This window comes from Paenibacillus sp. p3-SID867, assembly GCF_025142895.1.
Taxonomy (GTDB): Bacteria; Bacillota; Bacilli; order Paenibacillales; family Paenibacillaceae; genus Paenibacillus_AQ.
In genome coordinates this window covers 17,136-42,297 of record NZ_JAMBDM010000024.1, presented here as the reverse complement: position 1 = coordinate 42,297, position 25,162 = coordinate 17,136, and the positions used below count along the sequence as shown (strand labels likewise).

General features: G+C 49.8%; 30 protein-coding genes. 2 read left to right on the top strand and 28 right to left on the bottom strand.

All coding sequences use genetic code 11. The features are described 5' to 3' along the window. Positions 1-77: 77 nt before the first annotated feature. The 12 genes from M4D81_RS30430 to M4D81_RS30375 all read right to left on the bottom strand — a co-directional run bounded on the left by M4D81_RS30430 (position 78) and on the right by M4D81_RS30375 (position 9,660). Positions 78-707, bottom strand: a complete 630-nt coding sequence (locus M4D81_RS30430) for a hypothetical protein (RefSeq protein WP_071218376.1) — start codon at positions 705-707, stop codon at positions 78-80. Between the two features lie 120 nt (positions 708-827). Then, positions 828-1,211, bottom strand: a complete 384-nt coding sequence (gene panD, locus M4D81_RS30425; RefSeq protein ID WP_260069188.1) for an aspartate 1-decarboxylase — start codon at positions 1,209-1,211, stop codon at positions 828-830. Then, complete coding sequence (gene panC / locus M4D81_RS30420; protein ID WP_260069187.1) at positions 1,204-2,094, bottom strand: pantoate--beta-alanine ligase; 891 nt, start codon at positions 2,092-2,094, stop codon at positions 1,204-1,206. Before panC ends, panD begins: the two co-directional genes overlap by 8 nt. Beyond that, positions 2,091-2,978 (bottom strand): 3-methyl-2-oxobutanoate hydroxymethyltransferase, encoded by an 888-nt coding sequence (gene panB / locus M4D81_RS30415; protein WP_194541959.1) that lies wholly within the window; start codon positions 2,976-2,978, stop codon positions 2,091-2,093. The genes panC and panB overlap by 4 nt, the downstream gene beginning before the upstream one ends. 284 nt (positions 2,979-3,262) lie before the next feature. After that, the gene (locus M4D81_RS30410; RefSeq protein ID WP_216530991.1) at positions 3,263-4,252 is read right to left on the bottom strand and encodes a biotin--[acetyl-CoA-carboxylase] ligase; all 990 of its coding nucleotides are present in this window, start codon (positions 4,250-4,252) and stop codon (positions 3,263-3,265) included. Then, positions 4,239-5,537, bottom strand: a complete 1,299-nt coding sequence (locus tag M4D81_RS30405; RefSeq protein ID WP_260069186.1) for a CCA tRNA nucleotidyltransferase — start codon at positions 5,535-5,537, stop codon at positions 4,239-4,241. The genes M4D81_RS30410 and M4D81_RS30405 overlap by 14 nt, the downstream gene beginning before the upstream one ends. Positions 5,538-5,580: 43 nt before the next feature. Next, positions 5,581-6,744, bottom strand: a complete 1,164-nt coding sequence (gene bshA, locus M4D81_RS30400) for an N-acetyl-alpha-D-glucosaminyl L-malate synthase BshA (protein ID WP_071218382.1) — start codon at positions 6,742-6,744, stop codon at positions 5,581-5,583. A gap of 31 nt (positions 6,745-6,775) precedes the next feature. Continuing rightward, positions 6,776-7,483 carry a bacillithiol biosynthesis deacetylase BshB1 gene (gene bshB1, locus M4D81_RS30395; protein WP_260069185.1) on the bottom strand — a complete coding sequence of 236 codons (708 nt, stop codon included), beginning with the start codon at positions 7,481-7,483 and terminating at the stop codon, positions 6,776-6,778. Then, complete coding sequence (mgsA, locus tag M4D81_RS30390; protein ID WP_071218384.1) at positions 7,483-7,902, bottom strand: methylglyoxal synthase; 420 nt, start codon at positions 7,900-7,902, stop codon at positions 7,483-7,485. Before mgsA ends, bshB1 begins: the two co-directional genes overlap by 1 nt. Before the next feature lie 18 nt (positions 7,903-7,920). Continuing rightward, positions 7,921-8,724, bottom strand: coding sequence for a 4-hydroxy-tetrahydrodipicolinate reductase (gene dapB, locus M4D81_RS30385; RefSeq protein ID WP_216530987.1), 804 nt, complete (start codon positions 8,722-8,724; stop codon positions 7,921-7,923). Between the two features lie 17 nt (positions 8,725-8,741). Next, positions 8,742-9,281, bottom strand: coding sequence for a tetratricopeptide repeat protein (locus M4D81_RS30380; RefSeq protein WP_071218386.1), 540 nt, complete (start codon positions 9,279-9,281; stop codon positions 8,742-8,744). 49 nt (positions 9,282-9,330) lie between these two features. Further along, positions 9,331-9,660, bottom strand: coding sequence for a nucleotide pyrophosphohydrolase (locus tag M4D81_RS30375; RefSeq protein ID WP_071218387.1), 330 nt, complete (start codon positions 9,658-9,660; stop codon positions 9,331-9,333). A 227-nt stretch (positions 9,661-9,887) separates the two neighbouring features. Here M4D81_RS30375 and M4D81_RS30370 point away from each other — a divergent pair, with 227 nt between their 5' ends. Further along, positions 9,888-10,757, top strand: coding sequence for a YitT family protein (locus M4D81_RS30370; protein ID WP_071218388.1), 870 nt, complete (start codon positions 9,888-9,890; stop codon positions 10,755-10,757). Positions 10,758-10,802: 45 nt separating this feature from the next. On the opposite strand, the gene M4D81_RS30365 is transcribed toward M4D81_RS30370, so the two are convergent. From M4D81_RS30365 to M4D81_RS30330, 8 genes are all read right to left on the bottom strand, one after another. Then, positions 10,803-11,660 carry a sporulation protein YpjB gene (locus M4D81_RS30365; protein WP_260069184.1) on the bottom strand — a complete coding sequence of 286 codons (858 nt, stop codon included), beginning with the start codon at positions 11,658-11,660 and terminating at the stop codon, positions 10,803-10,805. A 66-nt stretch (positions 11,661-11,726) separates the two neighbouring features. After that, positions 11,727-12,359 (bottom strand): DUF1405 domain-containing protein, encoded by a 633-nt coding sequence (locus M4D81_RS30360; protein WP_071218390.1) that lies wholly within the window; start codon positions 12,357-12,359, stop codon positions 11,727-11,729. 138 nt (positions 12,360-12,497) lie between these two features. After that, entirely contained in the window at positions 12,498-13,385 is an 888-nt protein-coding gene (locus tag M4D81_RS30355) for a menaquinol-cytochrome c reductase cytochrome b/c subunit (RefSeq protein WP_113056912.1), read from the bottom strand. Between the two features lie 21 nt (positions 13,386-13,406). Then, positions 13,407-14,078 carry a menaquinol-cytochrome c reductase cytochrome b subunit gene (gene qcrB, locus M4D81_RS30350; RefSeq protein WP_006209500.1) on the bottom strand — a complete coding sequence of 224 codons (672 nt, stop codon included), beginning with the start codon at positions 14,076-14,078 and terminating at the stop codon, positions 13,407-13,409. Between the two features lie 15 nt (positions 14,079-14,093). Continuing rightward, entirely contained in the window at positions 14,094-14,639 is a 546-nt protein-coding gene (locus M4D81_RS30345; RefSeq protein WP_015734548.1) for a Rieske (2Fe-2S) protein, read from the bottom strand. A gap of 181 nt (positions 14,640-14,820) precedes the next feature. Continuing rightward, on the bottom strand, positions 14,821-15,246 hold the full coding sequence (locus M4D81_RS30340; RefSeq protein WP_071218392.1) for a DUF2487 family protein: 426 nt from the start codon (positions 15,244-15,246) through the stop codon (positions 14,821-14,823). Positions 15,247-15,349: 103 nt separating this feature from the next. Beyond that, complete coding sequence (locus tag M4D81_RS30335; protein WP_006209497.1) at positions 15,350-15,529, bottom strand: IDEAL domain-containing protein; 180 nt, start codon at positions 15,527-15,529, stop codon at positions 15,350-15,352. A 104-nt stretch (positions 15,530-15,633) separates the two neighbouring features. Next, complete coding sequence (locus M4D81_RS30330) at positions 15,634-16,785, bottom strand: hypothetical protein (protein WP_260069183.1); 1,152 nt, start codon at positions 16,783-16,785, stop codon at positions 15,634-15,636. A 362-nt stretch (positions 16,786-17,147) separates the two neighbouring features. On the opposite strand from M4D81_RS30330, the gene M4D81_RS30325 reads away from it, so the two are divergent. Then, the gene (locus M4D81_RS30325; protein WP_260069182.1) at positions 17,148-17,906 is read left to right on the top strand and encodes a class I SAM-dependent methyltransferase; all 759 of its coding nucleotides are present in this window, start codon (positions 17,148-17,150) and stop codon (positions 17,904-17,906) included. Positions 17,907-17,976: 70 nt separating this feature from the next. Here the strand turns inward: M4D81_RS30325 and M4D81_RS30320 are convergent, their stop codons facing one another. The 8 genes from M4D81_RS30320 to M4D81_RS30285 form a co-directional block, all read right to left on the bottom strand. Beyond that, positions 17,977-18,564 carry a histidine phosphatase family protein gene (locus tag M4D81_RS30320; protein ID WP_071218395.1) on the bottom strand — a complete coding sequence of 196 codons (588 nt, stop codon included), beginning with the start codon at positions 18,562-18,564 and terminating at the stop codon, positions 17,977-17,979. Between the two features lie 29 nt (positions 18,565-18,593). After that, positions 18,594-19,196 (bottom strand): anti-sigma factor family protein, encoded by a 603-nt coding sequence (locus tag M4D81_RS30315; protein WP_071218396.1) that lies wholly within the window; start codon positions 19,194-19,196, stop codon positions 18,594-18,596. Next, complete coding sequence (locus M4D81_RS30310) at positions 19,193-19,786, bottom strand: RNA polymerase sigma factor (RefSeq protein WP_260069215.1); 594 nt, start codon at positions 19,784-19,786, stop codon at positions 19,193-19,195. The genes M4D81_RS30315 and M4D81_RS30310 overlap by 4 nt, the downstream gene beginning before the upstream one ends. Before the next feature lie 412 nt (positions 19,787-20,198). After that, positions 20,199-21,287: a prephenate dehydrogenase gene (locus M4D81_RS30305; protein WP_260069214.1), complete on the bottom strand. Its 1,089-nt coding sequence runs from the start codon at positions 21,285-21,287 to the stop codon at positions 20,199-20,201. 54 nt (positions 21,288-21,341) lie between these two features. Next, positions 21,342-22,439 carry a histidinol-phosphate transaminase gene (hisC, locus tag M4D81_RS30300; protein ID WP_260069181.1) on the bottom strand — a complete coding sequence of 366 codons (1,098 nt, stop codon included), beginning with the start codon at positions 22,437-22,439 and terminating at the stop codon, positions 21,342-21,344. Between the two features lie 41 nt (positions 22,440-22,480). Continuing rightward, positions 22,481-23,287 carry a tryptophan synthase subunit alpha gene (gene trpA / locus M4D81_RS30295; RefSeq protein ID WP_260069180.1) on the bottom strand — a complete coding sequence of 269 codons (807 nt, stop codon included), beginning with the start codon at positions 23,285-23,287 and terminating at the stop codon, positions 22,481-22,483. Then, positions 23,284-24,480, bottom strand: a complete 1,197-nt coding sequence (trpB, locus tag M4D81_RS30290; RefSeq protein WP_260069179.1) for a tryptophan synthase subunit beta — start codon at positions 24,478-24,480, stop codon at positions 23,284-23,286. Before trpB ends, trpA begins: the two co-directional genes overlap by 4 nt. Next, positions 24,477-25,148, bottom strand: a complete 672-nt coding sequence (locus tag M4D81_RS30285) for a phosphoribosylanthranilate isomerase (RefSeq protein ID WP_260069178.1) — start codon at positions 25,146-25,148, stop codon at positions 24,477-24,479. The genes trpB and M4D81_RS30285 overlap by 4 nt, the downstream gene beginning before the upstream one ends. Between the last annotated feature and the right edge of the window lie 14 nt (positions 25,149-25,162).

The window sequence follows — 25,162 nt, the reverse complement described above, 5'->3', positions numbered from 1 at the left end:
AAGCTCCATACGGCAAAAAGCGATACCAAAGTCTCAAGGATGAGCTCTGACATCGCTTCTTGTTTTAGCTTGATTTTTTACAGCAAAGAGATCAATTGGCTGCCGTACTGGAGCTCACCGCGATTCTGCTTGCAGACCTCCAGATTGATAATGGGGTCAGGAAGCGTCGGGTCGCTGTGAATCGCCAGTGCGAAATGCTCCTCGGCCTTCCCTTGCTGTCCATTCAACACCTCGATGCATCCAAGCGCATTGTATATCATCGCCCGCATCTTCTTGTTGTCTGCCAGGGGCAGGATGGACACCAACACATCGGATGCTGGTATGGTTTGCCCCAAATAAAGATGGGACATCGCAATATACAGCTTGATCAGAAGGCTTTCCGGAAATACGGTGGCGGCCGCCTCAAACTGCTGTATGGCCGGCTGGAACATCAACAACTTGTAATAACCTTGACCGCGAATAAATGCATCAAGCTGCAATTCAGGCGCTTCGGTCGGTGGAAAAACCGGAGGTGAGGCGGCACTCTCGCGGAAGATGGCCATCTTCTCTTCAAAATGGAGCCATTCCTCGATAATGCCCTCGCTCATGCTTTTGAGCATGTTCCAGTTTTGTACCAGCGCCTGTTTTTGGGGACCTTGAGCAGAAGGGTAATGCTTCACAATTTCATCTAACATGTTGTTCATTTCAGCGAATACATGTTGAAACATAGCTGCATCCCACCCTTAGCGGAAAAATGAGATCAGTGCGTCGACCTGAACTCATTTTCTGTAGAAGACGGTCTTTTCATCCCTTTAAGGTCCCGACACATTTTGGTTCTTAGAAGACCTTTAGAGAACCGCGGCGTGAACCTCACGGTATTCCGTGTTTACCGGCTTATTCAATTCGTCAACGATCACGACCGTTGGGGTGTGATTGTCGTATTCCTCTTTGGACATCATGGCGTAAGAAATGATGATGACGTTGTCGCCAGGCTGTACAAGCCTTGCAGCTGCCCCGTTCAGGCAAATCACGCCGCTGCCGCGTTCGCCTTTGATCACATACGTTTCCAAACGGGCGCCATTGTTATTGTTCACGATTTGAACTTTTTCATTCTCCAGAAGATCTGCAGCCTTCATTAGATCCTCATCAATGGTAATGCTGCCCACATAGTTCAGATTGGCTTCCGTCACCGTCGCGCGGTGGATTTTGGATTTCATCATTGTTCTAAACATGGGATCCCCCTACTTTTCGTTGAAGTAACGCATTGTCAATGAGGCGGGTACGGCCAAATCGTACGGCCAGCGCCATAATGACGGTTCTGCCTTCATCCGCAATGCGATATGAATCTTCCACAGGAACAAGTTCCGGGAAAGTGAGCAATTCTGCATAATCAATGTCTGCGAGCGGGGACCGGGATATATAATCCCGAAGAAACGCACGGATCTCTCCTGCCGTCGCCGCTTGTCCCTGCCGGATTGCCTCCTGAGCCGTCCGTAATGAGCCCGACAGCACAAGTGCCTGTTCCCGCTCTTCCGGCTTCAAATACACATTGCGCGAGCTTAGAGCAAGGCCGTCATCTTCGCGAATGATCGGACAAGGCACGATGGTTACGTCCATGTTCAGGTCCTGTACCATTTGCTCAATCACGGCCACCTGCTGGGCATCCTTCATGCCGAAGAAAGCATAGTCAGGTTTTACGATATTAAACAATTTATTAACAACCGTGGTAACACCGTCAAAATGCCCGGGACGGGAGGCCCCGCACAACAATGACGTAATGTCCGATACGGCAATCTTCGTTTTGGTCGGCTGGGGATACATTTCCTGAACCGTTGGAATAAAAACCACATTCACCCCTTCGGATTCCGCCAACGCCAGATCGCGTGCCTCATCCCGAGGGTAGGTCTCATAATCCTCACCCGGTCCGAATTGAATCGGATTGACAAAGATACTGACGACCACCGTACCTGCCATTTCCCGCGCCTTACGCATCAGGCTGGCGTGCCCTTCATGCAAATAACCCATCGTAGGCACAAGTCCTACCGGACCACTGCCGGATTCTCGGCGGTCCTTAAGTTCTGATCTTAATTCCGCAATGGTGCGAATCACTTTCATGATGTCGTGCCCACCTTCTCCTTTTGACTCCCATATAATGTGCTTGTCGTTTCGGAAGCTGCATGATTCTCGGCCTTAAAGACATGCTCCTCGGCCGGGAATGAGCGGTCCTTCACTTCCTTCACGTACTGCGTGATGCCTTCACGGATGATGGAACCGACATCGGCGTAGGTTTTCACAAAACGTTTGTCCCGATAAGGGGACGCGTACTTCAATATATCATGGAATACCAGCACCTGACCGTCACAGTAGCGGCCTGCTCCGATGCCAATCGTCGGTATGCTCAGCGCTTTGGAAATTTCCGCCGCTGCCTCTTCCGTTACCAGCTCCAATACAATGGCAAATGCTCCTGCCGCTTCAAGTGCCTTCGCATCATTCATGAGCCGCTGCGCGTCTTGGGCATCCTTGCCCTGTATGCGGTAGCCGCCAATCTGATTCACCGACTGAGGCGTCAGCCCGATATGGCCCAGCACCGGTACGCCGGACTGTACAATCCGTTTCACGGTGCCGGCGATTTCTTCTCCGCCCTCCATTTTCACGGCATGAGCATGGCCTTCCTGCATCAATCTCCGCACCCCGCGGAGACTTTCATCAATATCCCCGTGGTAGGTCATAAACGGCATATCCGCTACGATGAACGTTTCTTCCGCTCCACGAGCGACTGCACGGGTATGGTATACCATGTCGTCAAGCGTTACCGGAATGGTGGAGTTATAGCCAAGCACGACATTACCGAGGGAATCGCCTACCAATATCATATCAATATCCGCTTCCTCCGCCAGCTTGGCGGAAGGATAATCATACGCGGTCAGCATGGTGATCGGTACACCCTTCTTCTTCATGTTCTTCATCTTTACAATGTTCAGTGGTTGTTTGCCTGCCATTGTGACACAGCCTCCTTTGTGTAAATAAGTTAGACACAATAAAAAAACCTTTTAGCACATACTTGCTAAAAAGTCCGAAAGGCAAAAAAGAGTCACTCGCGATCGTCCCTTCTGTCTCGGTCCTTTCGGCTCAGAGCAGAATCCAACGTAACCGGCATAACAGTTATGAAGGTGTTCTAAAAAAATGTTCATTTCTACTTGCTGAAGAGTGCAATTCGCTCATGACGATACCGCCTCTTGGTCATAGTATAACAAATTCGAGCCACGATTTCACCATGTTTCATTTACCTGGTATCAAAAAGAATTTCACCGGAATATACGGGGATTAGCTCGTCATCATGATTGCGAACCAACAGCGCGCCGTCTCGGTTGAGTCCTGTGGCAATCCCGCTAAAACGGTCACGGGCCGTCTGCACTTGAACTTCCCTGCCCACCGTGCCGGATAATGCTTCCCAGAGAGAGGCTATAGGCTCGAAGCCCTGCTCGTTGTACAATTCATATAAAACCTCCATCTCCGCCATAATGGACTGAATCAGCCCTGTCCGGTTGACGGTTGCTCCGCCAGCCATGCGAATCGAAGTCGCAACGCCGCGCAGCTCCTCCGGAAAATCCGATTCCTTCAGGTTGGCGCTGATTCCGATTCCGGCTATGCAGTAGCGCACCCTTTCGTCTTCTGTTGCAGACTCCAGCAGAATGCCGCAAACCTTTTTGCCTTGAAACAGAATGTCGTTTGGCCATTTAATATCGGTCTGCACACCGGCGCACTTCGCAATTGCACGGCATACCGCTACGCCTGTCAATAGGGTCAGCTGCTGGGTTAAATGCAGCGGCTGCTTCGGTCTGAGCACCAGGCTCATCCATATGCCTTTGCCTCTGGGGGAATGGAATTTCCTTCCCATTCTTCCTCGACCGCCTGTCTGCTCTTCCGAGATTACAAGGGTGCCTTCGGCTGCCCCTTCTTCCGCCAATTGCCGGGCATCTTCCTGAGTAGATGACGTTTTGTCAAGCAGCATCAGCGTTTTACCGAAGGTTTGACTGGTCATCCCCGCTGTCAGTTGCTCCACGCTCAGTTTGTCCGGTTCATCGATCATGCGGTAGCCAAGCCGCGGAACGGCCTCAAAATCATATCCCCATTGACGGAGCTTATTGATCTGCTTCCATACGGCCGTCCGGCTGATGGACAATTTACGACTGATCTCTTCTCCGGACAAAAATTGCCCGGAATGCTCCTGGAACATTTTCAGAAGCGTATTGTCTTGATCATAATCCTTCATTATGAATTACCACCCGCTTTGCTTCTTCAATCAACGATTCCTTATCGTTGTTAATTAAACCTGCCGCCGTTTTCTCCAGCAATTGCCCGAGAAGTGCTCCTAGCCATGGGCCTCCACGCTTGTCCAGCGTTTCAAGCAGTTCGTTTCCGGTAATGGCCAAATCTTTCAAACTCCGAATTCGGAGTTCCCGGAGCCAACCGTCAAGCTGTTCAACTACGCTTAATGAAGCTGAGGCCGCTCCCGTTTGGTTCAATGCCCTCTGCAGCTGCAACCAGCCTTGGGCTGCCTCGGCTCCGTGGACGAGGATCAGCTTAATCCATCGGTGCCTGGCGCTCTCGGTAGCTTCCACTTCCTGCTCTTGCCGATAGGACTCATGAAGCGCTAACAGCTTAACGATGGCTTCCCGCTGCTTATTGGAGAACGTCCACGATCGTAGCAGCTCCTCTGCTTCCTGGGCTGAAATGCCGCAGGCAAGCAGCAGCAGCGCCCAGCGGTTCGTAGAGTGCTCCGGCTCGATCCCATTCATGGCTTCTATCGCTTTCGTGTCATGTCCGGTATATGGAAAGGGCGCCTTCATTCGGGCGTATAAGCCGCTGCGGACAAACAGCTCCAGTCCGCGCAAGGGGGAAGGACCTGTTAGAATCTTTTCAAATTCACTGCGAATGCGCTCCATCGCAATCCAGCTTAAGGTGTCTCTCTCCGAGAGAATCCCTCTCCAAGTATGCACAGCGATGGAGAACCCGAATACGGAAGCGAAACGGATGCAGCGAACCATGCGCAGGGCGTCTTCGCGGAAACGGAGGCGTGCATCGCCCACGCAGCGAATCACCTGCCTGTCAATATCCGCCCGTCCGCCAAACGGATCCACCCAGGAGCCATCAATCCCTCGGGCCATTGCGTTCATCGTAAAATCACGTCGTCGCAAATCCTCCGTTACTTCTTCGACAAAAGCAACCTCCGTTGGATGACGGTGGTCCTCATAACCGCTCTCCACGCGATAGGTCGTCACTTCGAAAGACTGGCCTTCCATCAGCACCGTCACGGTCCCATGCTTGATTCCTGTAGGAATAACCTTGGGAAAGATAGAACAGGTGACCTCGGGCAAGGCGGAGGTAGTTATATCCATATCACTGACCCTGCGTCCCATGTATTCATCACGGACACAGCCTCCGACCCAATACGCTTCATGTCCATGCCGAAGCAGAGTCCGGACCACGTCCGCACTCCGCTCAGCCATATCAGGATCCGCGTTGCGCCATCGTATTGAATTATACATATCTGCCATAGTTTCCCGTTCCTTTATCCGAAAAACAACGAGAGGGTCGAGCTTAGCCGCAGACCGGCTTCAGCTCGCTAACCTCCCGTCCCAATACTCGGTAATATATTTCTTCGTACTTGCCCCGTATTAATTCATTGCAGAACATCGTCTTAGAACGATGGAGACAAGCCTTGCGAAGCCGCTCGCTAAGCGCTTCATCCTTTACTATTTCAAGCACATGCTGGGCCATTGAATAGGTGTCTCCGATTGGAGCCAAATAGCCGGTTTCGCCATGTGTAATCAACTCGGGAATCCCGCCTGCCGTGGAGCCGACGGTAGGCACTCCGCAGGCCATCGCTTCCAGAGCGACCAGGCCAAAGCTTTCTTTCTCGGAAGGAAGCAGCAGCACATCGGCCATCGATATCACGTGCGCAATTTCATCTTGTTTGCCTAGAAAATGCACCTTGCTACCGAGTCCCAGCTCATTGATCCGGCATTGGATTTTCGGAAGCTCCGGCCCTTCCCCGACAAGCAGCAGTTTCGCCGGTACCTGTTCCTGGACCTGGGCGAATATTTCCAGCACGTCCGCTACCCGTTTTACCGGACGGAAGTTGGAAATATGCATCAAAATCTTTTCATTCTCATCTGCATAATCTTTACGCAGCGATTTCGAATCCCGCGGATAATACACCCGGGGATCCACAAAATTGTAGGTAAGGTCAATATCCCGGCTTATATCCAGCAGCTCCCGCGTTTCTCGAATGAGATCCTGAGAGACAGCCGTAACGGCATCACTTTCGTTAATGGCGAGCCGAATCAGGTCCTTCAGCGATTCATCCTGCGCCAGAACCGTAATATCGGTTCCATGCAGCGTCGTGACGACCTTCAGTTGATCTCCGACCATCTGCTTTGCCAAGAAGGCACACACGGCATGCGGCACCGCATAGTGCACATGAAGCACATCAAGCTGCTGCATTTTGGCTACCTGAGCCATCTTTGTCGCTAGCGACAAATCATATGGCGGGTATCGGAACACATAGTAGTCGTTTACTTCAACTTCATGATAAAAAATATTTTTATGGAAAGTTCCTAACCGGAACGGAATGCTGTGAGCAATAAAATGAACCTGGTGGCCTTGCTCAGCCAGGAGTTTCCCCAGCTCTGTCGCCACCACGCCCGACCCGCCCAATGAAGGGTAACAGGTAATGCCGATTTTTAATGGTTGTTGATTCATGTCAGGCCTCCTTTACGTACGCCTCTATATATTATGCCTGCTTGGAGCCGAATAGATGAACAACATACGGACTTTTACAAGCGAAACCTTCTGCATAAGGAATAAGCCTGCGCGCTCCAAGCAGTGAATCCCTGGCCCGCACACGCTCTATGTACCCCTCGGTCAGCGGAGTAGAGACTGCATCTTCTTCAGCCTTTTGGAACTGGGAACGGTAACAAGACAGGGCCTGCTCCTTAACGGCGTAATGATCCGTAACGTCAACGACCAGGTCCGTTCTTCCGATATCATTAATGAAATAAAAATAAAGCTCGTCCACCTTAACCGGCGGCTGCTCGGGCATGTAACGACGAAGCTTGGCATTAAATACCGCTTCCTCAACCAATCGGCTGCAAGCCACATGGTCCGGATGGCGATCCTCCCAATAAGGAGCAAACACAATCGAGGGAGCAAACTTGCGAATCTCGGCTGTGACCACTTCAATGTTCTCCGGCGTCACAAATAAGCCGCGGTCCGGCAGTCCCAGATTCGTACGGACCTTGAGATCCAGAATCCGGGCAGCCTGGTCTGCCTCCTTCTTGCGAAGGTCGACCGTACCGTTGGACGACATCTCGGCCTGCGTTAGGTCACAGATCCCGACCGACAGTCCCGCTGCCGTATGCTTCGCAATCGTTCCTGCCATCCCGATCTCGGCATCGTCTGCGTGTGCTCCGAAGATTAAAACATCCAGTTGGCTGTTCATTAGCTATCCACACCCGGTTTGTATTTATGAACGAGTTCCCGCCATGCAAAATCGCCACGGTCCAGCGCTTTAACAAGAATCTCGGCCGTTGCCACATTGGTAGCAAGCGGAATTCCCTGCACGTCGCACAAGCGAAGCAGTGCGTTAATGTCCGGTTCATGAGGCTGTGCCATCAAAGGATCCCGCAAAAAAATGATCAGATCCATCTCATTGTCCGCAACGAGTGCGCCAATCTGCTGGTCGCCGCCAAGCGGTCCTGAAGCAAAACGGTGAATGCTAAGCTTGGTTTGCTCCATAATACGGGTTCCCGTCGTTCCCGTTGAGTAAAGATTATGATCTTCGAATACATTTTCATACGCGATAACGAAATTGACCATTTCTTCTTTTTTACGGTCATGAGCGATAAATGCAATATTCATAGTAATTTCTCCCCTATGTTAGTCGATAAAATGATCAAATCCATAGACCAAGCCGGTGTACCCCATTACCTTCTCTATAGCCATCTTCACGCCCGGCATGTAAGCTGCACGCTCATAGGAATCATGTCGAATCTTCAAGCTCTGCCCGTAACCGCCAAATATAACTTCCTGCTGGGCAAATACACCCGGCAGACGAACGCTGTGAATACGGAAGCCGTTATAATACCCGCCTCTGGCGCCCTCGATGACCTCTTCTTCCTTCGGATTGCCCTGCCGGATCTCCTCGCGGTTTGCGGCAATCATTTCCGCTGTTTTGATCGATGTTCCGGAAGGCGCATCAAGCTTCTGGTCGCCATGAGTTTCAATGATTTCAACATGAGGCAAATATTTGGCAGCCGCAGCGGCAAACTTCATCATCAGGATTGCTCCGATGGAGAAGTTCGGAGCGATCAAACCGCCGATATTCTGCTCCACACACTGCTTGTCCAACTCTTCGATTTGCTCTGGCGTGAAGCCGGTTGTGCCCATGATCGGACGCACGCCGTGCTTAATGGCCAGAGCCGTGTTGATATAGGCAAACTGCGGTGCTGTAAAATCAACCATGACATCCGGTTTCGATTCAACCAGCGCCATCTCCAGATCGGAAGTCACCGTAATGCCGCAAGCAGGAAGACCCACAAGCGTCCCTGCATCAGCACCTGCATCCGATCGGCCTACTGCGGCAACCAGTTCCAGTTCATCATCGCCCAAAACAAGCTTCACTACTTCTTTACCCATACGGCCGCCGGCACCGACGACCGCAACTGTCCATTTGTTTGCCATTCTACATGTCCTCACTTTCAATCCGATGCTGTATCCTGCATATATGATTTCAAGCGCTGTTTGAGTTCCTCCATAATATGCTGAAGCCCACTCTCCTGCGGGTACAATGAAATGACCTCTTTTAGCGTGGAAATGGCGCGCGCATGCTCATCAAGTTCGCTGTAGACCAGAGCAAGCCATACGTAGGCCTGGGCATATAAAGGGTCCATCGCTACGGCTGATTTCAGATGAGACACGGCCTGATAGAGCTCAGACTTGGTTACATCCTTGCGATTCTCGACCATTTTTCTGGCACGCTGCACCAGCTCCGCCGCCTTGATATGCTGTAAGTGAAGCGCATATTCCGGTTTGTCCGGCTGCAGCCTGACGGCTTCTTCCGCGTGAGTAATTGCCATCTCCAGTTTGTTGCTTCTGCCGTAGGTAATGGAGCATCGGTAATGCACTTCCGCATCTCCCGGATTCGCAATGATCGCTTGCTCAAACCAACGTAACGCCTCTTCGAAATCATTCTGAAGTATGCAACGATATGCTTTTTGTATATAACTTTCAGGTTTCACGGGCTGTCCCTCCCCACAGCGGGTTTGGTACAGCATATGTAGCAACAGCCTAATCGGTGTTTATTTTCGTCCAACGATCGGCATCACGCGTCGCAAATTTATGCATGACTTTAGCGTGCGCTTCCGCGAGATCAATGCCTAGGGAATTGGCAAAACAAATCGTAATAAACAATATATCTCCAAGTTCCATTTCGATGGAATTGTCTGCTTCATCCGCTTTCTTCGGTTTTTCTCCGAACTGATGATTAACCTCTCTGGCGAGCTCGCCGACCTCTTCCGACATCCGGGCCATCATGGATAAAGGACTGAAATAACCTTCCTTGAATTGTGATATGTATTGATCGACTTCCTGCTGCATTTCAGCCATTGATTTTCCCAAGACTCTATAACTCCCTTCACTGCACAGTCTGCCTCAACTTGTAAATCCAAGCTGCAAGCAGCATTCTCTCATGACGAGCGATTGGTTTTAAACCTATGTTATCGTAAAGCGGATTTGAAAACAAATAATTTTTTATGGCTGGGACATGATCGGCACATACTAGGTAGGTGTACGAGCAACCCAGACATACGGGTTTAATATCCACCATCGGGAATGCGAGGGGTCTTATGAAAACGTCCAAATTGCTCCATCAGCTTCAAACGATCATTCCGATCATCGCCGGCTCCGCCATTTACGCATTCGGCCTTATGTATTTCATCATTCCGAATGAGCTCATGGAGGGGGGCGTCACTGGTATTACCGTACTGCTTAACTATGCCTTTAACATATCGCCGTCCATCTCAACCATGGCGCTCAATATCCCGCTATTCTTGGTCGGCATGAAAATTCTCGGCAAACGCCAGTCTGTTTACACAGGTCTCGGCATTGCCTCATTAACCCTGTTTCTGTGGCTGTTCGAAGCGTTGATCGACCGCGGTTATGTTGTGCCGTTTCACACCGAACAGGATTATATTCTTGCTGCTCTCTACGCAGGTGTCACATTGGGGGCTGGGCTCGGCATTGTGTTCCGGTTTGGCGGTACGACGGGCGGTTCAGACATTATTGCAAGAATCATTAACCGGAAATTCGGCTTCAGCATGGGCCAAATTATTCTATCCCTGGATATCTTGATCATCGGGCTTTCCCTATTCTTTATCCCGCTCGAACGGATATTGTATACCCTCGTCGCCGTATTCATCGCTTCCAAGGTCATCGATTTCATTCAGGAAGGCGCTTATGCCGCCAAAGCCTTCACCATTATCAGCGATCAGGCACCCGAACTTGCCCATCGCATATCAACCGAGATGGATCGTGGGGTTACGCTAATCCCCGCCATCGGTGCCTACTCCAAGCAAGCCAAGCATATGGTATACTGCGTCGTATCCCGGCAGGAAATTCGCCGCTTAACGGGAATCGCCAAATCGTTGGACCCTCGGGCATTTATTATCATTAATGATGTCAATGATGTGCATGGCGAAGGATTTAAAGAGGAATAGCCCGGTTCGCACCGGGCCACAATTGGAACTGCTATGGATTCCCGCCTACATTTTGCGAGGGAACATCGGTTTTGAGCTATACTGCTGACCACGGTATTTGCGGTATCCCGCAAACGTTAATGCCGCCAAAATGAATGCACCGATGACCAGCTGCCAGGTCCATGGCTCCTTGACCTCTCCCAGCGGAGCTAGGGCAGGTTCATCCTTTTTCTTGCCAAACAACGAGTTGATCATTTCCTCTCCCTGCGAAACCACTTTTTGCACCTGTGCCGTGTCCCCCGATGACACCAGACCCCCTGCATAGGATATCCAGGACTCCATCATGTTGACATCCTCAGGCTTTCGCTGTATGACAACGGAAGGACGGATGAGTTCATAATGTTCACTAAGGCTGGCATATGCTCGTCTCATGCCAGCCTGATCCTGCTGAGCAGCATATTCCCCCATAACCCTCAGGTCTTCACGTATGACCTTGTAATATTGCAGCCATAACGCATCTTTGACATGGATCAGGCTATCGGTTGCCATACGGAGTTTACCTGCGGACACCATCCAGTGCTGCGGCTCCTGCGTAGCCCGTGCCGTGGCTTCTTTCATCTCCAAAATACTCTCAGCCAAGACATGAATACCTTCTACACCGGTCAACCCCTGAAATGACGAAGCCTCAAACAACCCGGATACCCGGCGAATATCCTCCAGCACGGCTTGTACATTGCCTTCCTCCACATGACGGTACAGCTGCTCTACTTCCTTGTTCAGCGCCTTGGCCTGTATGGATGCGGCGGGCGAAGTCTCCGACTGTTCATTTGCCGGGGTAGCCCATACAGAATCACCCATGCTGACGGTAACCAGCATAAGCAGTGCAGACAGGCACAGCAGGAGCTTCGGAAAGGTTCGAAACATGGGACATCCCTCCTACCGTATATGTATGGCAGAAGGGTTGCTCATAGAACCGCGTTGCCTACACGGCTAACGGTGTTTGGAATTCCCGTATTTCATGAAGATCCAGCCGGCAAAACCGCTGAATAGAGTCAAAAGATAGGTGAACAGCTCGACCGCTGAAAGGTCATCATATAGTTGACCCGGCAGCCAAGGAAATACGCCGTACGTATAATCTACGGTGTCATTCAACAGTGTCCATGCCATGGCCCCGGTGAGCGCTGTCCAGCGATAATGAAACAATCGTACGAACAATAACGCTTCCACCGCCATGGCCGTATGTGAAGCAACGAGCATCCAATCCTGCCATGCCAGCACATCCCCTTGGGCTTGTCCGGCAAATATGATAGCAACAGCCCATATTCCATACTTTACCGAAGTAACGACCGCCAGCGCCTCAATGAATTGCTGAAACAAGGAGCCCCCAAGCCCCCGAGGCGGGTAAAGGAGCAGCAGAAGCGCTAAACTGAAGAATAAACTGGCCGTCGGGCTGTCCGGTACGAATATGACCTGCCATAGCAAGCCATGATCCACGGTATCGACCATTTGACCCCCATACCATATGTATCCATAAATCGTTCCAAGGATGTTGCATATGAGCAGCAACCAGAGAATCGATCGCTTGCTTAGAAATTCCCGGCTCCAAAAATACGAAATCGACAAACTCTGTCCTCCTGTCCTGTTCCTTGTATTGTGAATTTTACGACTAATGCCGATTATACCTAATCCCCACATACATTTCATCTATATTTAACATTTAAAAAAACCTGACCGCAATGCGGTCAGGTTCGTCTATGCATCTTACTCTGCAGCGGCTTCTGCCTTTTGGCTTGCAAGCCAATCAGCCAGCTGATCGAGTTGTTCTTCGGTTACTCCAGCTGCAAGCGCCGTGTCTTTCATAGCCGGCATGCCGCCTTGGCCATTTTCAATAATAGCCATGATCTCTTCTTTTGTATGGGTATCCCCGACACCGCGAAGCGACGGTCCGGATGCCCCTTTCAAATCTGCAGCATGACAAGAGATACAGGTAGCTGTCTTAAAGGTTTCCATCGCGGGATTATCCTTATCAACGATCGCTACAATGCTGTCTTCTGGCTGCTTACCACTACTCGTTGGCAGGCCAGCTGCATGTTTCTCTTCCGCCTCTTCTTCACGCTGAATATGCTCAGGCTTCTGTCCGGTAGCTTCCAGCTCATGCACATAGTGCGTCCAGGCTGCATTCGTCAGATAGATGACTGCAAATAACGACAGAATCATAAGGGCCGACGTAATAGGCCGCTTGTAGAACCGCCGCTCTTTCCCCGTATCAAGGAAAGGAACAAGGAGCAATGCGCCGAAGGCAACGCCCGAAACACCAATCGTACCCAGTACTACATAATCACCGGAAGCGTATGGAAGCTTCAGGTATTCATACAGGAACAGGAAGTACCAGTCCGGCATCGGGATTACTGAAGCTCCCGGATCCGCCGGATAACCGAGCGGAGCCGGCTCCGAGATGGTCAGCACAAGGAAACCGACCAGTACAACTACACCAACCATCCATTCCTTCAACAAGAAGTTAGGAATGAACGCTTCTGATTTGCCGGGATAAGCGGTGTAATCCGGCGGCGTAACCCAACCGCTGCCTTTTTTCACACGTGAATCGCCGACATAAACTACTTTCTCATCAGATTTATGACCATGTGCCATAAATATGCGCCTCCCTTCTTCTTATAGTGGACCGGAAATACCTTGTCTGCGGATCATGATAAAGTGTCCTACCAATAGAGCAAGAAGGACAGCCGGAAGGAAGAATACGTGAATCGCGAAGAAACGCGTCAACGTTTCGGCGCCTACGATCGTACCGCCTTGCAGCAATTCTTTAATGATAGGTCCAAGCCAAGGTACGGAGTTCGCAATCTCCAATGTAACTTTTGTAGCGAAGTAAGCTTTGTTATCCCATGGCAGCAGGTAACCTGTCAGACCAAGACCGAGCATAACAAAGAAAATGAGCATACCAACAACCCAGTTCATTTCACGCGGCGCTTTGTAAGAGCCGGTGAAGAACACGCGCATCGTATGCAAGAACATCATCACGATTACCAAGCTTGCGCCCCAGTGGTGCATACCGCGGACAATCTGTCCGAAGGCAACCTGCGTTTGCAGGTACTCAACACTGTTGTAAGCGTTTATGATATCCGGTACATAATACATCGTCAGGAACATCCCCGACAGAATCTGGATGACTGTGATAAAAAACGTCAAGCCGCCGAAACAGTACACAAACGCGGAGAAATGATGCGCCGGGTTTACGTGTTCCGGTACCTCGTGGTCTGCAACGTCTCTCCAAATCGGCGTGATATCGAGACGTTCATCAATCCAGTTGTAGACATTCTTCAACATCTGAATCTACGCCTCCTATTTAACTACGGTATTTGGCACGATGGCGCCGAGGTAAATCCAGCCGTTCTCGATTTTCGTCTCGTACTGGTCAAGCGGCTTCGGCGCTACTGCCAGGTTCTTACCGTCCGGTGTATAACGTGCACCGTGGCAAGGGCAGTGGTATTCATCAGGGAAATTTTTGTTGTTATTCCATCCAACAAGGCATCCCAAATGCTTACAGATCGGTGAAAGCGCTACAATTTCACCCTGATCGTTCTTACGAATCCACGCCGTCAAAGTAGCTGTACTGTTGTACCAGCCGTCCTGCTGTTTGAGCTCGAAATGGAATTCCTGTGGATCGTTGGTAATTTTGCTCTCTTCCGCGACCTTTACAAAAGATCCTTCTTCTTTATTTTGAAGAATCGGATCAACGGCAAAGCGAAGCATTGGCAAAACTACTCCAGCAGCCATATAAGCTGTGGCACCGCCCAACGTGTATGTAAGAAATTGTCTGCGGGACATCTCTTTCTGTCGGGGTGGATTGTGCGATTCTTCATGCTCGTCATTGTGGTTGCTGCTCATTCTGTGTTCAACCCCCTTTGTCAACCGTTCTTAAGTGTCATCAATGATTAAAATCACACGACTTACTAGGACATACTAATAATATCTTAGGCTCCCAAGACCGTCAAGAATTTGAACCCCAAATTTGGGTTCGCTTCCAATAGCCCTTTCATAAATTGTTGGTTTTTTGTCACATTTAGACTCAGCTTTCCTGCTGCCACATTTCACTGATTTGCCCGGTAACGATGGCTGACAAGGGGATGCCTTCGCTAGCTTCCAACCTGCGCCGGGACAGGACCAGCGTGCTTTCAGGCACGTCCTCTATAGAGAGCTCAACATCCGCTGTCATGATAACAACAAATTTAAACCCGCTGGATTTGACATTGTGACAAACTTCATTTAGAAGCTTTATATCTTCAGTATTTCCATATTGTACAGCAGGATATGTAACCAATCTTCCCTTAAACGGAATTTCAGCCAAATCCATAAAATCCCGCAGCCGTTCAAGCGCAGCTGTCGCCTCCCACGGCGTTTCCATACCCGATAATCCGGTAAACGGAATCAGGCAGGTATCAAAAAAAGGTGTAAGTTCCGGCCAAGTCTGCTCGTCCACTTCACTAAATTTCATGCAAGGTACATCCTTTCTACTCACTCATCATCATTTTGTTATCATTATACGAGTGCAAGGGCGGGTAAAGCAAAAAAAAGAAGAAATGCGATAAAGCATTTCTTCAATTCAAAGTCCTCAGTTCATCCGTCAGGTTTCGGAAAGCCACTTCGTCGCCGGAAGCCAGCGCTTCGTCAATTTCTTTATACAGCTCTTCACTCCGATGCTTGCGCAATGCTTCGTCCCACACCATTTCGGCCGCCAGACCTAACATAACCTCGTAAGTAACCTTCATCTTATCCATTAGGATGCACCTCCAAACTAAATTTGCGTATACCTTATATTCTTTCCCTTTAAATGCTTTACTTCCAAAACTTTTTGCGGCTGCTGCGAATGTAACCAAACAACCTAGAGAATCAAATCATTCGAATCGCTGATATGTAAGCCTGCTTCCGCGGCCTTCAAGCCAAGCGCCGTCATTTTGTACGTTGTTCCCATACTCTGGCTCTCTCCTATTCTGAGCATCCCCAAATGCATCAGCATGCGGATAATCCGCTGCTCCAAAATATTTTGTGGACTGTCATAATAGAAAGGACGGATTAGCCAGCCCAGCGATTCGTAAAGAGAGGCTGCGGTGACCCAATCTCTTGCGCATTGACTGATCCAGTATACAAGAGAATTGATATTGGGAATTGCGCCTTTATAAAGTCTTAACCAAAAGCGGAATATCTGTATCACGCTAACTTGATTTCCTTCTTCCATAAGCGCAGTTCCGCTTTCAGTCAGGATCAACCGGGCGTTGTTTTCCCTGATCCATTTTTTAGCGTAAGCATAATCGTACAGCAGTGCAAAGCGATCCGGATATTCAATGCAGGAGCGGCCATACCCGAACCTCCATGCTCCCTTGGCAATCAATGGCTCGGAAATATGCAGTGTACTCATGAGCTGCTGCTGATTTCGCCTATACATGAATCCTTCCTGATTCAACTCGATATCATGTCTGCCGACATATTTAAGAATCAGTTTGAGATCTTCTGCGGCGAGTCCCTGCTCATCCCGGTACACTTCCGGGTCATCACTTAATCGCTGCAGATTTTGATGAAGCCGTTCACGCAGCACGTCACGAAACCGCTCCTTCATATCCGAAGGCACTTGAAACAAATACTTGGTGGAATGGGTGAAGCCGTTAAACAACCAGCCGCTTCGGCGATAACGTGCGACCGCCTCACGCGGACTTTCCGTTTTGGCGGCGGCAGCTTTCTTGTTTGAAGAAGCTTGATCCTCTTTCTCCTCCAATTCCGCCGCATGACGTATCGCAGCCGTCAATTCTTCCAGGCTATAGCCTGTTCGAGTATCAAATGCCAGGTTGTTCAGAAACCGCAAATCGCTTGGTGACAAGCTGCTGACCTGCTCCTCGAAAAACTCTCTGCGTCCGAGCTTGGACAGAATACTCTGGATCAGATCATGCTTTGAATTCCGCTTAGCGTCACAATCATAGTGATTCGCTATATTGCTAAGCTGTCCAATATCGGCATATGTGAGCATATCCGCTAGATTCATCTTCCATCGCCTCGCCGTTTTACAACCATTATGGGAAGGTTTTGGACATTTGATACCTGATACACTTCGGTTTAACGAAATATTTTTTATTTTTTTTGTATATAGAAATGACTATGCTCTCTTATTAAATGATAGAATACTTACTGATTGCTGCTGAGATTTCGCTTATGATGTATTACATCTAAATAAAATGAAAAAACCACTTTATATGAAGGAAATGATTGAATCACTACAGGAGGACATGATCATGAGAACCCCAGAACATGAAATATAACTAGGTGCAAATCGAATCCGCGGACCTCCATTAAGAGCTTTTCAACAATGAAACAACACTCTTAATAAAAGCTTGGAGGTTATGTGAAATGATAAAAGAAACAGCGTTTATGGCCTTTGTTCAAGATATCGATCAACATTTTTCAGGATGGGACTTCTCGCGAATTACAGCATCAGGCCGCATGCAGTCCCATGCTCTCCCCTGGTCTTTAGGCAGCATGGTCATTCCGTTCATGCGAGATGCCGCTACGATGCTGGATATGGGAACAGGCGGAGGAGAGTTCCTATTCTCCCTTCATCCACTGCCGAAAACGGTTTATGCCACTGAAGGGTATAAACCAAACGTACCGATTGCAAGACAAAGACTTGAGCCGCTTGGCGTAAAGGTCGTCTATTTTGAAGAGGATTCCTCGCTGCCTTTGAAGGATCATTTTTTTGATCTGATCATCAATCAGCACGAGTCCTATTCCGCAGCGGAAATCAAAAGAATTCTTAACGAGCAGGGCGTGTTCATAACCCAGCAATCTGGGGGAACCGACTGTTATGGAATCAACGAATGGTTTGGCGTTCCGTTAAATGAAGAGTTCGCGCATTGGGATCTGGCAACCGCTGTCCAGGAACTGCAGGATCACCGTTTCAACGTCACCTTCAGCCGGGAAACCTTTTCACCGCAGCGGTTTTATGACATCGGTGCACTGGTCTATTACCTGCAAGCGATTCCCTGGCAGATTCCCGATTTCACAGTGGAACGGTACCTTGAGCCTTTATATCGGATTCATCAGGAAATCCGGACCAAAGGCTATTTCGAGGTGCAGCAGCATCGGTTTATTTTAATAGCGCAAGCGTAGATCTTCATCCTAATACCAAAAAAGAGCCTTCCCGCGTGGAAGGCTCTTACTTCATTAATGAATCTCCATGTTACGACTGTTTTGTCAACAGATGCTTGGTACAGTTAAACAGCAGGGGCGACCAGTCATCATCTTTTCTCTCAAGGACAGTGAGCGACAAATTGCCGATCCGCTCGCTTAGAACGCCGCGGCACACCAGCTTGTAGAGCTGCGCTAAAAAACCACCGTGGCTGACAACCAGAATATTAGCGTTTGGGTGTTTATGCCACATATCATCCAAAAAGACAAGCCCCCTGGATTGAAGCTCCAGATCCGTCTCCTGTCCCAAATCGAGCAGGTGCCAATCGGCACCGAATCGGGATTCACGTTCTTCCGCTGTCAAACCTTCCACCTGACCGTACTTGCGCTCGCGCAAACGGTCATCCGGCGGCATCAATGGAATGTTCAACATGGACGAGATGATCTTAGCGGTTTCTTCAGCACGGGAAAGTCCGCTACTAACGGCAAAGTCCCACCGATATGGCTCCTGCAGTAGTCGATCCCCAAGCAAACGGGCTTGACGACGACCTTCCTCATTCAGTGGAATGTCCGTTTGACCTTGGATTTTGCCTAACGCATTCCAATCCGTTAAACCATGACGAACCAAGCCGATTTGCATGCCGCATCTCCTCCATCCTAACCTCTTTTTTATCTTCTGACTCGATTTAATTTTTTCAGGAAAAACATGGCGAATCCAATGCCCAATAGGGATAGTATCATCCAATATTCTGGCTGGGTCGGGCTCATATCAACCACAAAAGGATCAATAATGCCGCTGTTGGTTTTCGGAATCTTGTATTCGTCCTGAGAGTTCAGGGTTTGGGCTGTGTCAGCCACCCCCGTTGGGATGATCCCTGTCGTTACCGCTTCCGGAACTGGCTCCGGCTGATTGCCGGTTGCTGCAAAATAAACGAAGCTGCATACAAACAGAGCCAAAAAACCGGCAATCATGAGTGTCAGCCGCTTGCGGAACACTCGGCTTACCGCCCGACTCTTAGACGTTTCCTCCACCAGCCATGGGAAATCACGATAGATGCGGTCCATCACGTTGCGGTTGATCTGTTCAGCGTCCATGTCGGGGATCTCATGTTCCAGAACATGAACCATGTTCTGGCTTTCCACCCACATTTCGTACTCCGCTGCACACGAGCTGCAGGTTTGAACATGTGCTATCAGCCGTTGTCGCCGCAGATCATTGTCCGGCAAATCCCAGACAGTTTCCATCAGCTCTTGGGCTTCATCGCAAGTCATCTGTTCTTCATCCCTCTCAGATCCTCAATTACCGGCTCATAAAAATAGGGTTCGAGCTGAATTTTGACACTGCCGCGAGCTCTGAATAACAATGACTTAACCGAACTGACGCTTTGACCTAAAATATCTGCGATTTCCTGATAATCCAGTTGATCATATTCCCGAAGAATCAGCGCCGATCTCTGTTTCTCCGGCAAATTATTAATCGCTTCCCTTACCATATGTACTCGTTCACTGCGCAGGATTGCCTGCTCCGGAGCAACCTCCAGCGGAGCCACAGGCACGACCCCGCTCTCCTCCAGCGGCAATATGCCGCTCCGATGCTTGCGCAGTTCGCTGAGAACGGTGTTACGGGCTATGGTATAGAGCCAGGTCGAGAAGGATGCATCCACTTCCCGGAATGAGTGCAAACTCCGGAATGCCTTATAAAATGTTTCCGAACATAAATCTTCAGCCATAAGCTCCATGTGCGAACTTTTTAACATATGATAGACAAATGCTAATATTTTTCTCTGATAACGCCGCATTAATTCGGAATAAAGTTCGGTATTGCCTTGCTTAATTTCTTGGATTAGTTGGGAATCCGTCATATGATTTTTCGTTCCTCCTTCACCATCCGGTGCCTCTTCCCTGTCCATTACATCTCCCTCCGGATGCAATGATCAAGGATTTGTGCAAAAGTACCGTCAAACCATATATAGTTACGCCACAAGATGTCTGACTATTCTATGTATTTGGCAATTTCCCCAAATCTTCTACACTAGCACTCTAGCATTATAGCACATATTGGAGAAAAGTTCAGGTTTGTGGCAGCAGCTTTGCCACGGATAGGAATAAAGACAAAAAAAATCCGCCTTCAACATTGAAGGCGGTTGCACACAGTGCAATATTTTGGATAGGAGTGGAGAGAAACCATACTGTACTTTTATTATATGTATACGTTTTCATTTTGTCAACACTGAAAACGCATTTATTTCCGGTTGTTTAAAAACAACCGGAAAATTACTGGTACACCGAGTGTCCTTGCGACAGCAGAAGCTCTTTGGCCCGCTCCTGTTCGATTTCATTGCGGAAGGAAAGCCTCATCACGCCAGGCACATCTTCCCGACTCTCGATAATCTGCATGTTGCTGAGGTTGATGCTGTTCGTCCCCAAATCCGTCGCTATGCGGCCAATGATACCCGGATGGTCAGGCACGTCCAGATACAAATCATATTGGGGAACGATCATTCCCTTCCTTCGCTCCGGCAGCACACTGCGGAATTCCCCCGCTCTGCGGAAAGCCGCTTCAATAGCAGCCCCGTCCTTCGACTCCAGCATGTCCATAAATCTCTGGATTCCTTCGTTCCAGTCTCGTAACAGCGGCAGCATGACATTGCGATTATTTAATAGAATGTCCCGCCAAACGACTGGGTCGCTGGATGCGATACGGGTAATATCCCGGAAGCCCCCTGCAGCCAGCGTACGGTACAACGGATTATCGTCATTGTAGGAGCTGATCTGGTTCACCAAGGCTACTGCGATCACATGAGGCAGATGACTGATAGCTCCAACAATCTCATCGTGCAGCCTAGGCTCCACCTTTACGATGTGAGCACGCGTATACGACAGAAGCTCCACAAGGACGTCCAGCTTCTCCTGAGGGACATCATCCGGCGGAGTAAGCACATAATATGCATTCTCGAATAAAACGGTGGATGCAGCGCCGACACCGGATCTTTCCGAGCCGGCCATCGGATGTCCACCGATAAAATAGGCATCCTTAAGCGCAAGTTGGGATGCGCATTCGGCAATACTCGCTTTGGTACTGCCCACATCCGTAATAATGCATCCGGGTTTAAGCCGCAATTCACTCAGACGTTTTATGTACATCTCGAGACTTCCTACCGGAACGCACAAAAATATGACGTCCGCGACCTGGGCAGCTTCTTCCACCGAAAGCGTAACCTTATCGACAACTCCCTTGGCGATTACCTGGTCGGCATATTCCTGCGTGTGGGCATAACCGGTAACGGTTATGCCTGGTTTTCCTTTGAAGTTTAATGCTAACGAACCGCCGATCAAGCCGACGCCGAAAATAGAAATTTGCATAGTCATATTCTCTCTCTCACTCGTTTCAAGCTGCGATTATGGTTATTTATTAGATCAAGCTGGAGCATTCACTTCTTGGAGCACTTGTTCCAATGCGCCGATGAAAGCCTTGTTTTGTTCTTCAGAGCCAACGGTTACGCGAATGTAGTTCGGGTAAACCTCAAAACCTGGACGTACGATGATGCCTTTGCTCAGCAGGGATTTGAAGACTTCAGTGCCCGGTCTCTTCACATCTACCATGATGAAGTTCCCGTTCGCAGGAAAATAGGATAATCCAAGACGATCAAACTCCCGCTGCACATAAGTGATTCCCTCAGCATTCAATTGACGGCATTTAGCTACGAACTCCTGATCTTTCAAGGCGGCCTTCGCGGCCACTTGGGCCAGGCGTCCTGTATTAAACGGCTCACGCACTCGGTTAATCAAGGAGATAACCTCAGGTTGCCCGATGCCGTACCCGATGCGAAGGGCAGCCAGACCGTATATTTTGGAGAAGGTACGCAGGATGACCAGATTCGGATAACGCTCCATTAACTTGATGCTGGCCGGATACGAAGCGTTCGTTACGTATTCATAATAAGCTTCATCAAGCACAACCATCACGTGAGCAGGGATTTCATCCAGGAAAGATACCAACTCGCTCTCGGAAACGATGGTTCCGGTCGGATTATTCGGATTGCACACCCAAATGATTTTGGTTTTGTCCGTAACGGTTTTTGCCATGCCCGGCAGATCATGTTTCCCGTTAACCAGAGGCACCTCAATGCTTCTCGCACCTTCAATATCCGCATTCGTTTTATACACCGAGAAGGTCTGATCGGCCATAATGGTTTCGTCTCCCGGCTCCAGGAACGCACGAATAATGAGGGCGATGATTTCATCGGATCCGCATCCGAAAATAATCTGATTGCGTTCAATACCAAGCTGATCAGCAAGCTCCGCCGTTAAATCGGCTGAACTTCCATCCGGATACAGGCTGAGCGTTGCCAGCTCAGCGGTAATGGCTTCGGTTGCGCGCGGTGAGCAGCCGTACGGATTCTCGTTGGAGGCCAGCTTAATGACCACATCCAGGCCTAGTTCTTTTTTGACTTCTTCGATGGGCTTCCCGGGTTGATATACAGGAAGATTAACAATTTGCGCTTTCGGTTTCATTCGATATTCGCCTCACCTTTCATAACTGCTTAAACACAACACTATCCCTTTAATTGTGCCACAAACTCTCTGATTTGCAAAAGTCCCTGCTGTCTTGTCTCTTCTTTCTCAAGGAGGGGAATAGTAGACTCGATCTGACGTACTATGGCACTGCCAACAACGACGCCGTCGCAGATTTTAGAGAATCTGGTAACCTGTTCGCCGGACGAAATGCCAAAACCAATCGCGATAGGCACATTGCTGTACTGCTTCACCGTTTCAAGGAATGACTCCACTCCCGAATAAAAATCGTTGCGCTCGCCTGTCACGCCAAGTGAGGATACGCAATACACAAAGCCGGTCGCTTCCGAAGCGATGCTCGCAATCCGCTCATGGGAGGTAGGTGCCACCAGCGGAATCAGGTGAACGCCCGCGTCATGAGCCCGTTTCCGAACCTCTTCGGATTCCTCCACCGGCAGATCCGGAATAATCAGCCCGCTGATATCATGCCTTACCACTTCTTCGAAGAACACATCCAGTCCGGTCTGCAGGACCGGATTGTAATAGGTGAACAGAATGAACGGCAGCTTGCTGCCTCGTTCTCTCGCCAGGCGCGCGGTCTCCATGCAAGTGCGGATGTTCACCTTGCTCTTCAGGGCACGCTCGGAAGCACGCTGGATGACCGGGCCATCGGCGAGGGGATCAGAATAAGGAACGCCGAGTTCGATAATGTCGGCTCCCGCCATTTCAAGCTCATGTATGATATCCAGCGTCGCTTTCACATCCGGATCCCCAACGGTCAGATAAGGAATCAGGGCCGTCTTGTTTTGTTGATTCAACGACGCAAAGGTCTGGTCAATTCGGTTCATTCAGATTTCCCTCCCGTGTAAGCCATGATGGACTCCACGTCCTTGTCGCCGCGACCGGACAAATTAATGACGACAATATCGTCTTCATTCCACGCGGACGCCATTTTTACGGCTTGCGCCACGGCATGTGCCGATTCCAGCGCGGGTATGATGCCTTCCGTTCGGCATAGAAGCTGCAAGGCATCCAATGCCTCTTGGTCGGTTATAGGCACATACTGCACACGCTCAATATCTTTTAAGTAGGAATGCTCTGGCCCAACGCCGGGGTAATCCAGACCGGCAGAAATGGAATGCGCCTCCTGAACCTGTCCATACTCATCCTGAAGCAAATAACTCATCGATCCCTGGAATACGCCTTGGGTCCCCTTGGACATGGTGGCCGCATGAAAATCGGTATCGATCCCTTTCCCGGCCGCTTCGACACCGATTAGACCGACTTCCTTATCTTCCAGGAACGGGTAGAACATGCCGATCGCGTTGCTTCCTCCCCCGATCGGTGCAAGAATCGCGTTTGGAAGTCTTCCTTCCGTCTCCAGAATCTGCTTGCGGGTCTCGTCACCGATAATCCGCTGGAAGTTCCGGACCATCATCGGATAAGGATGCGGACCTACTGCGGAGCCAAGCACATAGAAGGTATCCTCAACGTTGCTGACCCAGTAGCGAAGCGCCTCGTTGCCGGCATCCTTCAGCGTTCTGCTTCCCGAGGTCACCGGAATCACTTCGGCTCCGAGCATTTTCATGCGGAATACATTCAACTGCTGCCGCTTGGTATCCTCTTCGCCCATGAACACCTTGCATTCGAGACCGAGCAGAGCGGCTACGGTTGCAGTGGCAACCCCATGCTGCCCGGCGCCCGTTTCGGCAATGACCTTGCCTTTGCCCATACGCTTGGCTAGCACACCTTGAGCAATGGCGTTGTTGATTTTGTGGGCGCCTGTGTGGTTCAAATCCTCCCGCTTCAGATAAATTTTAGCCTTGCCGAGATGTTTGCTGAGTCGTTCAGCATAATATAAAGGCGTTTCCCGTCCGGAATACTGTTTAAGCAAATAAGCAATCTCCTCTTTGAAGGCAGGATCCTCCGAAAAGCGAATATACTCTTGTTCAAGCTCTATTAAAGCGTTCATGAGCGTTTCCGGTACAAACCGGCCACCAAACACTCCAAAACGTCCATTACGGTCAGGAAGTTGCGTCATTTCCCCTTCACCCTTTCTATGAATGCCATCACTTTGTTTATGTCCTTCACGCCAGGCTCGCTCTCAACGCCGCTGGATACATCCACGCCGTAGGGAGCGTATTGGCCTATTAAATGCGATACATTATCCGAATCCAATCCGCCGGCTACAAACAAGGGGATCCCTTGCCGTTTCGCCCATTCCTGGTAAGGCGGGATGAGATCCCAGGCAAATGTCTTGCCAGAACCTCCGCCATACACCGGATCATACGTATCGATCAGCAATCCGTCGATGCAGCCCGCATACGGATCCAGTGTTGACAGACGTTCTGATTCCGGGCGGTCACTCTCGATCGATATCGCCTTAAAAACGGAAACCGGGAAGCGCTCCTTCACTTCCCGGCAAAATTGCGGCGATTCCTGACCATGCAGCTGCACGACGTCGAGCGCTGCTTCTCGTAGAAGCTCTACCAGCTCATTCAAATCAGGGTTAACCAAGACGCCGACAGCGGCGGGAATCTTGTTATGATCCCATTCCCGCAATACCTGCATAAGCTGTGCAGCCTGCTGCGGAGATACCTTCCGCCGGCTCTTGGCAAATACGAATCCGATATAATCCACAGGTAAGTTTATCATAGATTTTAGCACTTCAACGCTTTGAAGTCCACATATTTTTAGCGCTATACTCATCACTCAACATCCCC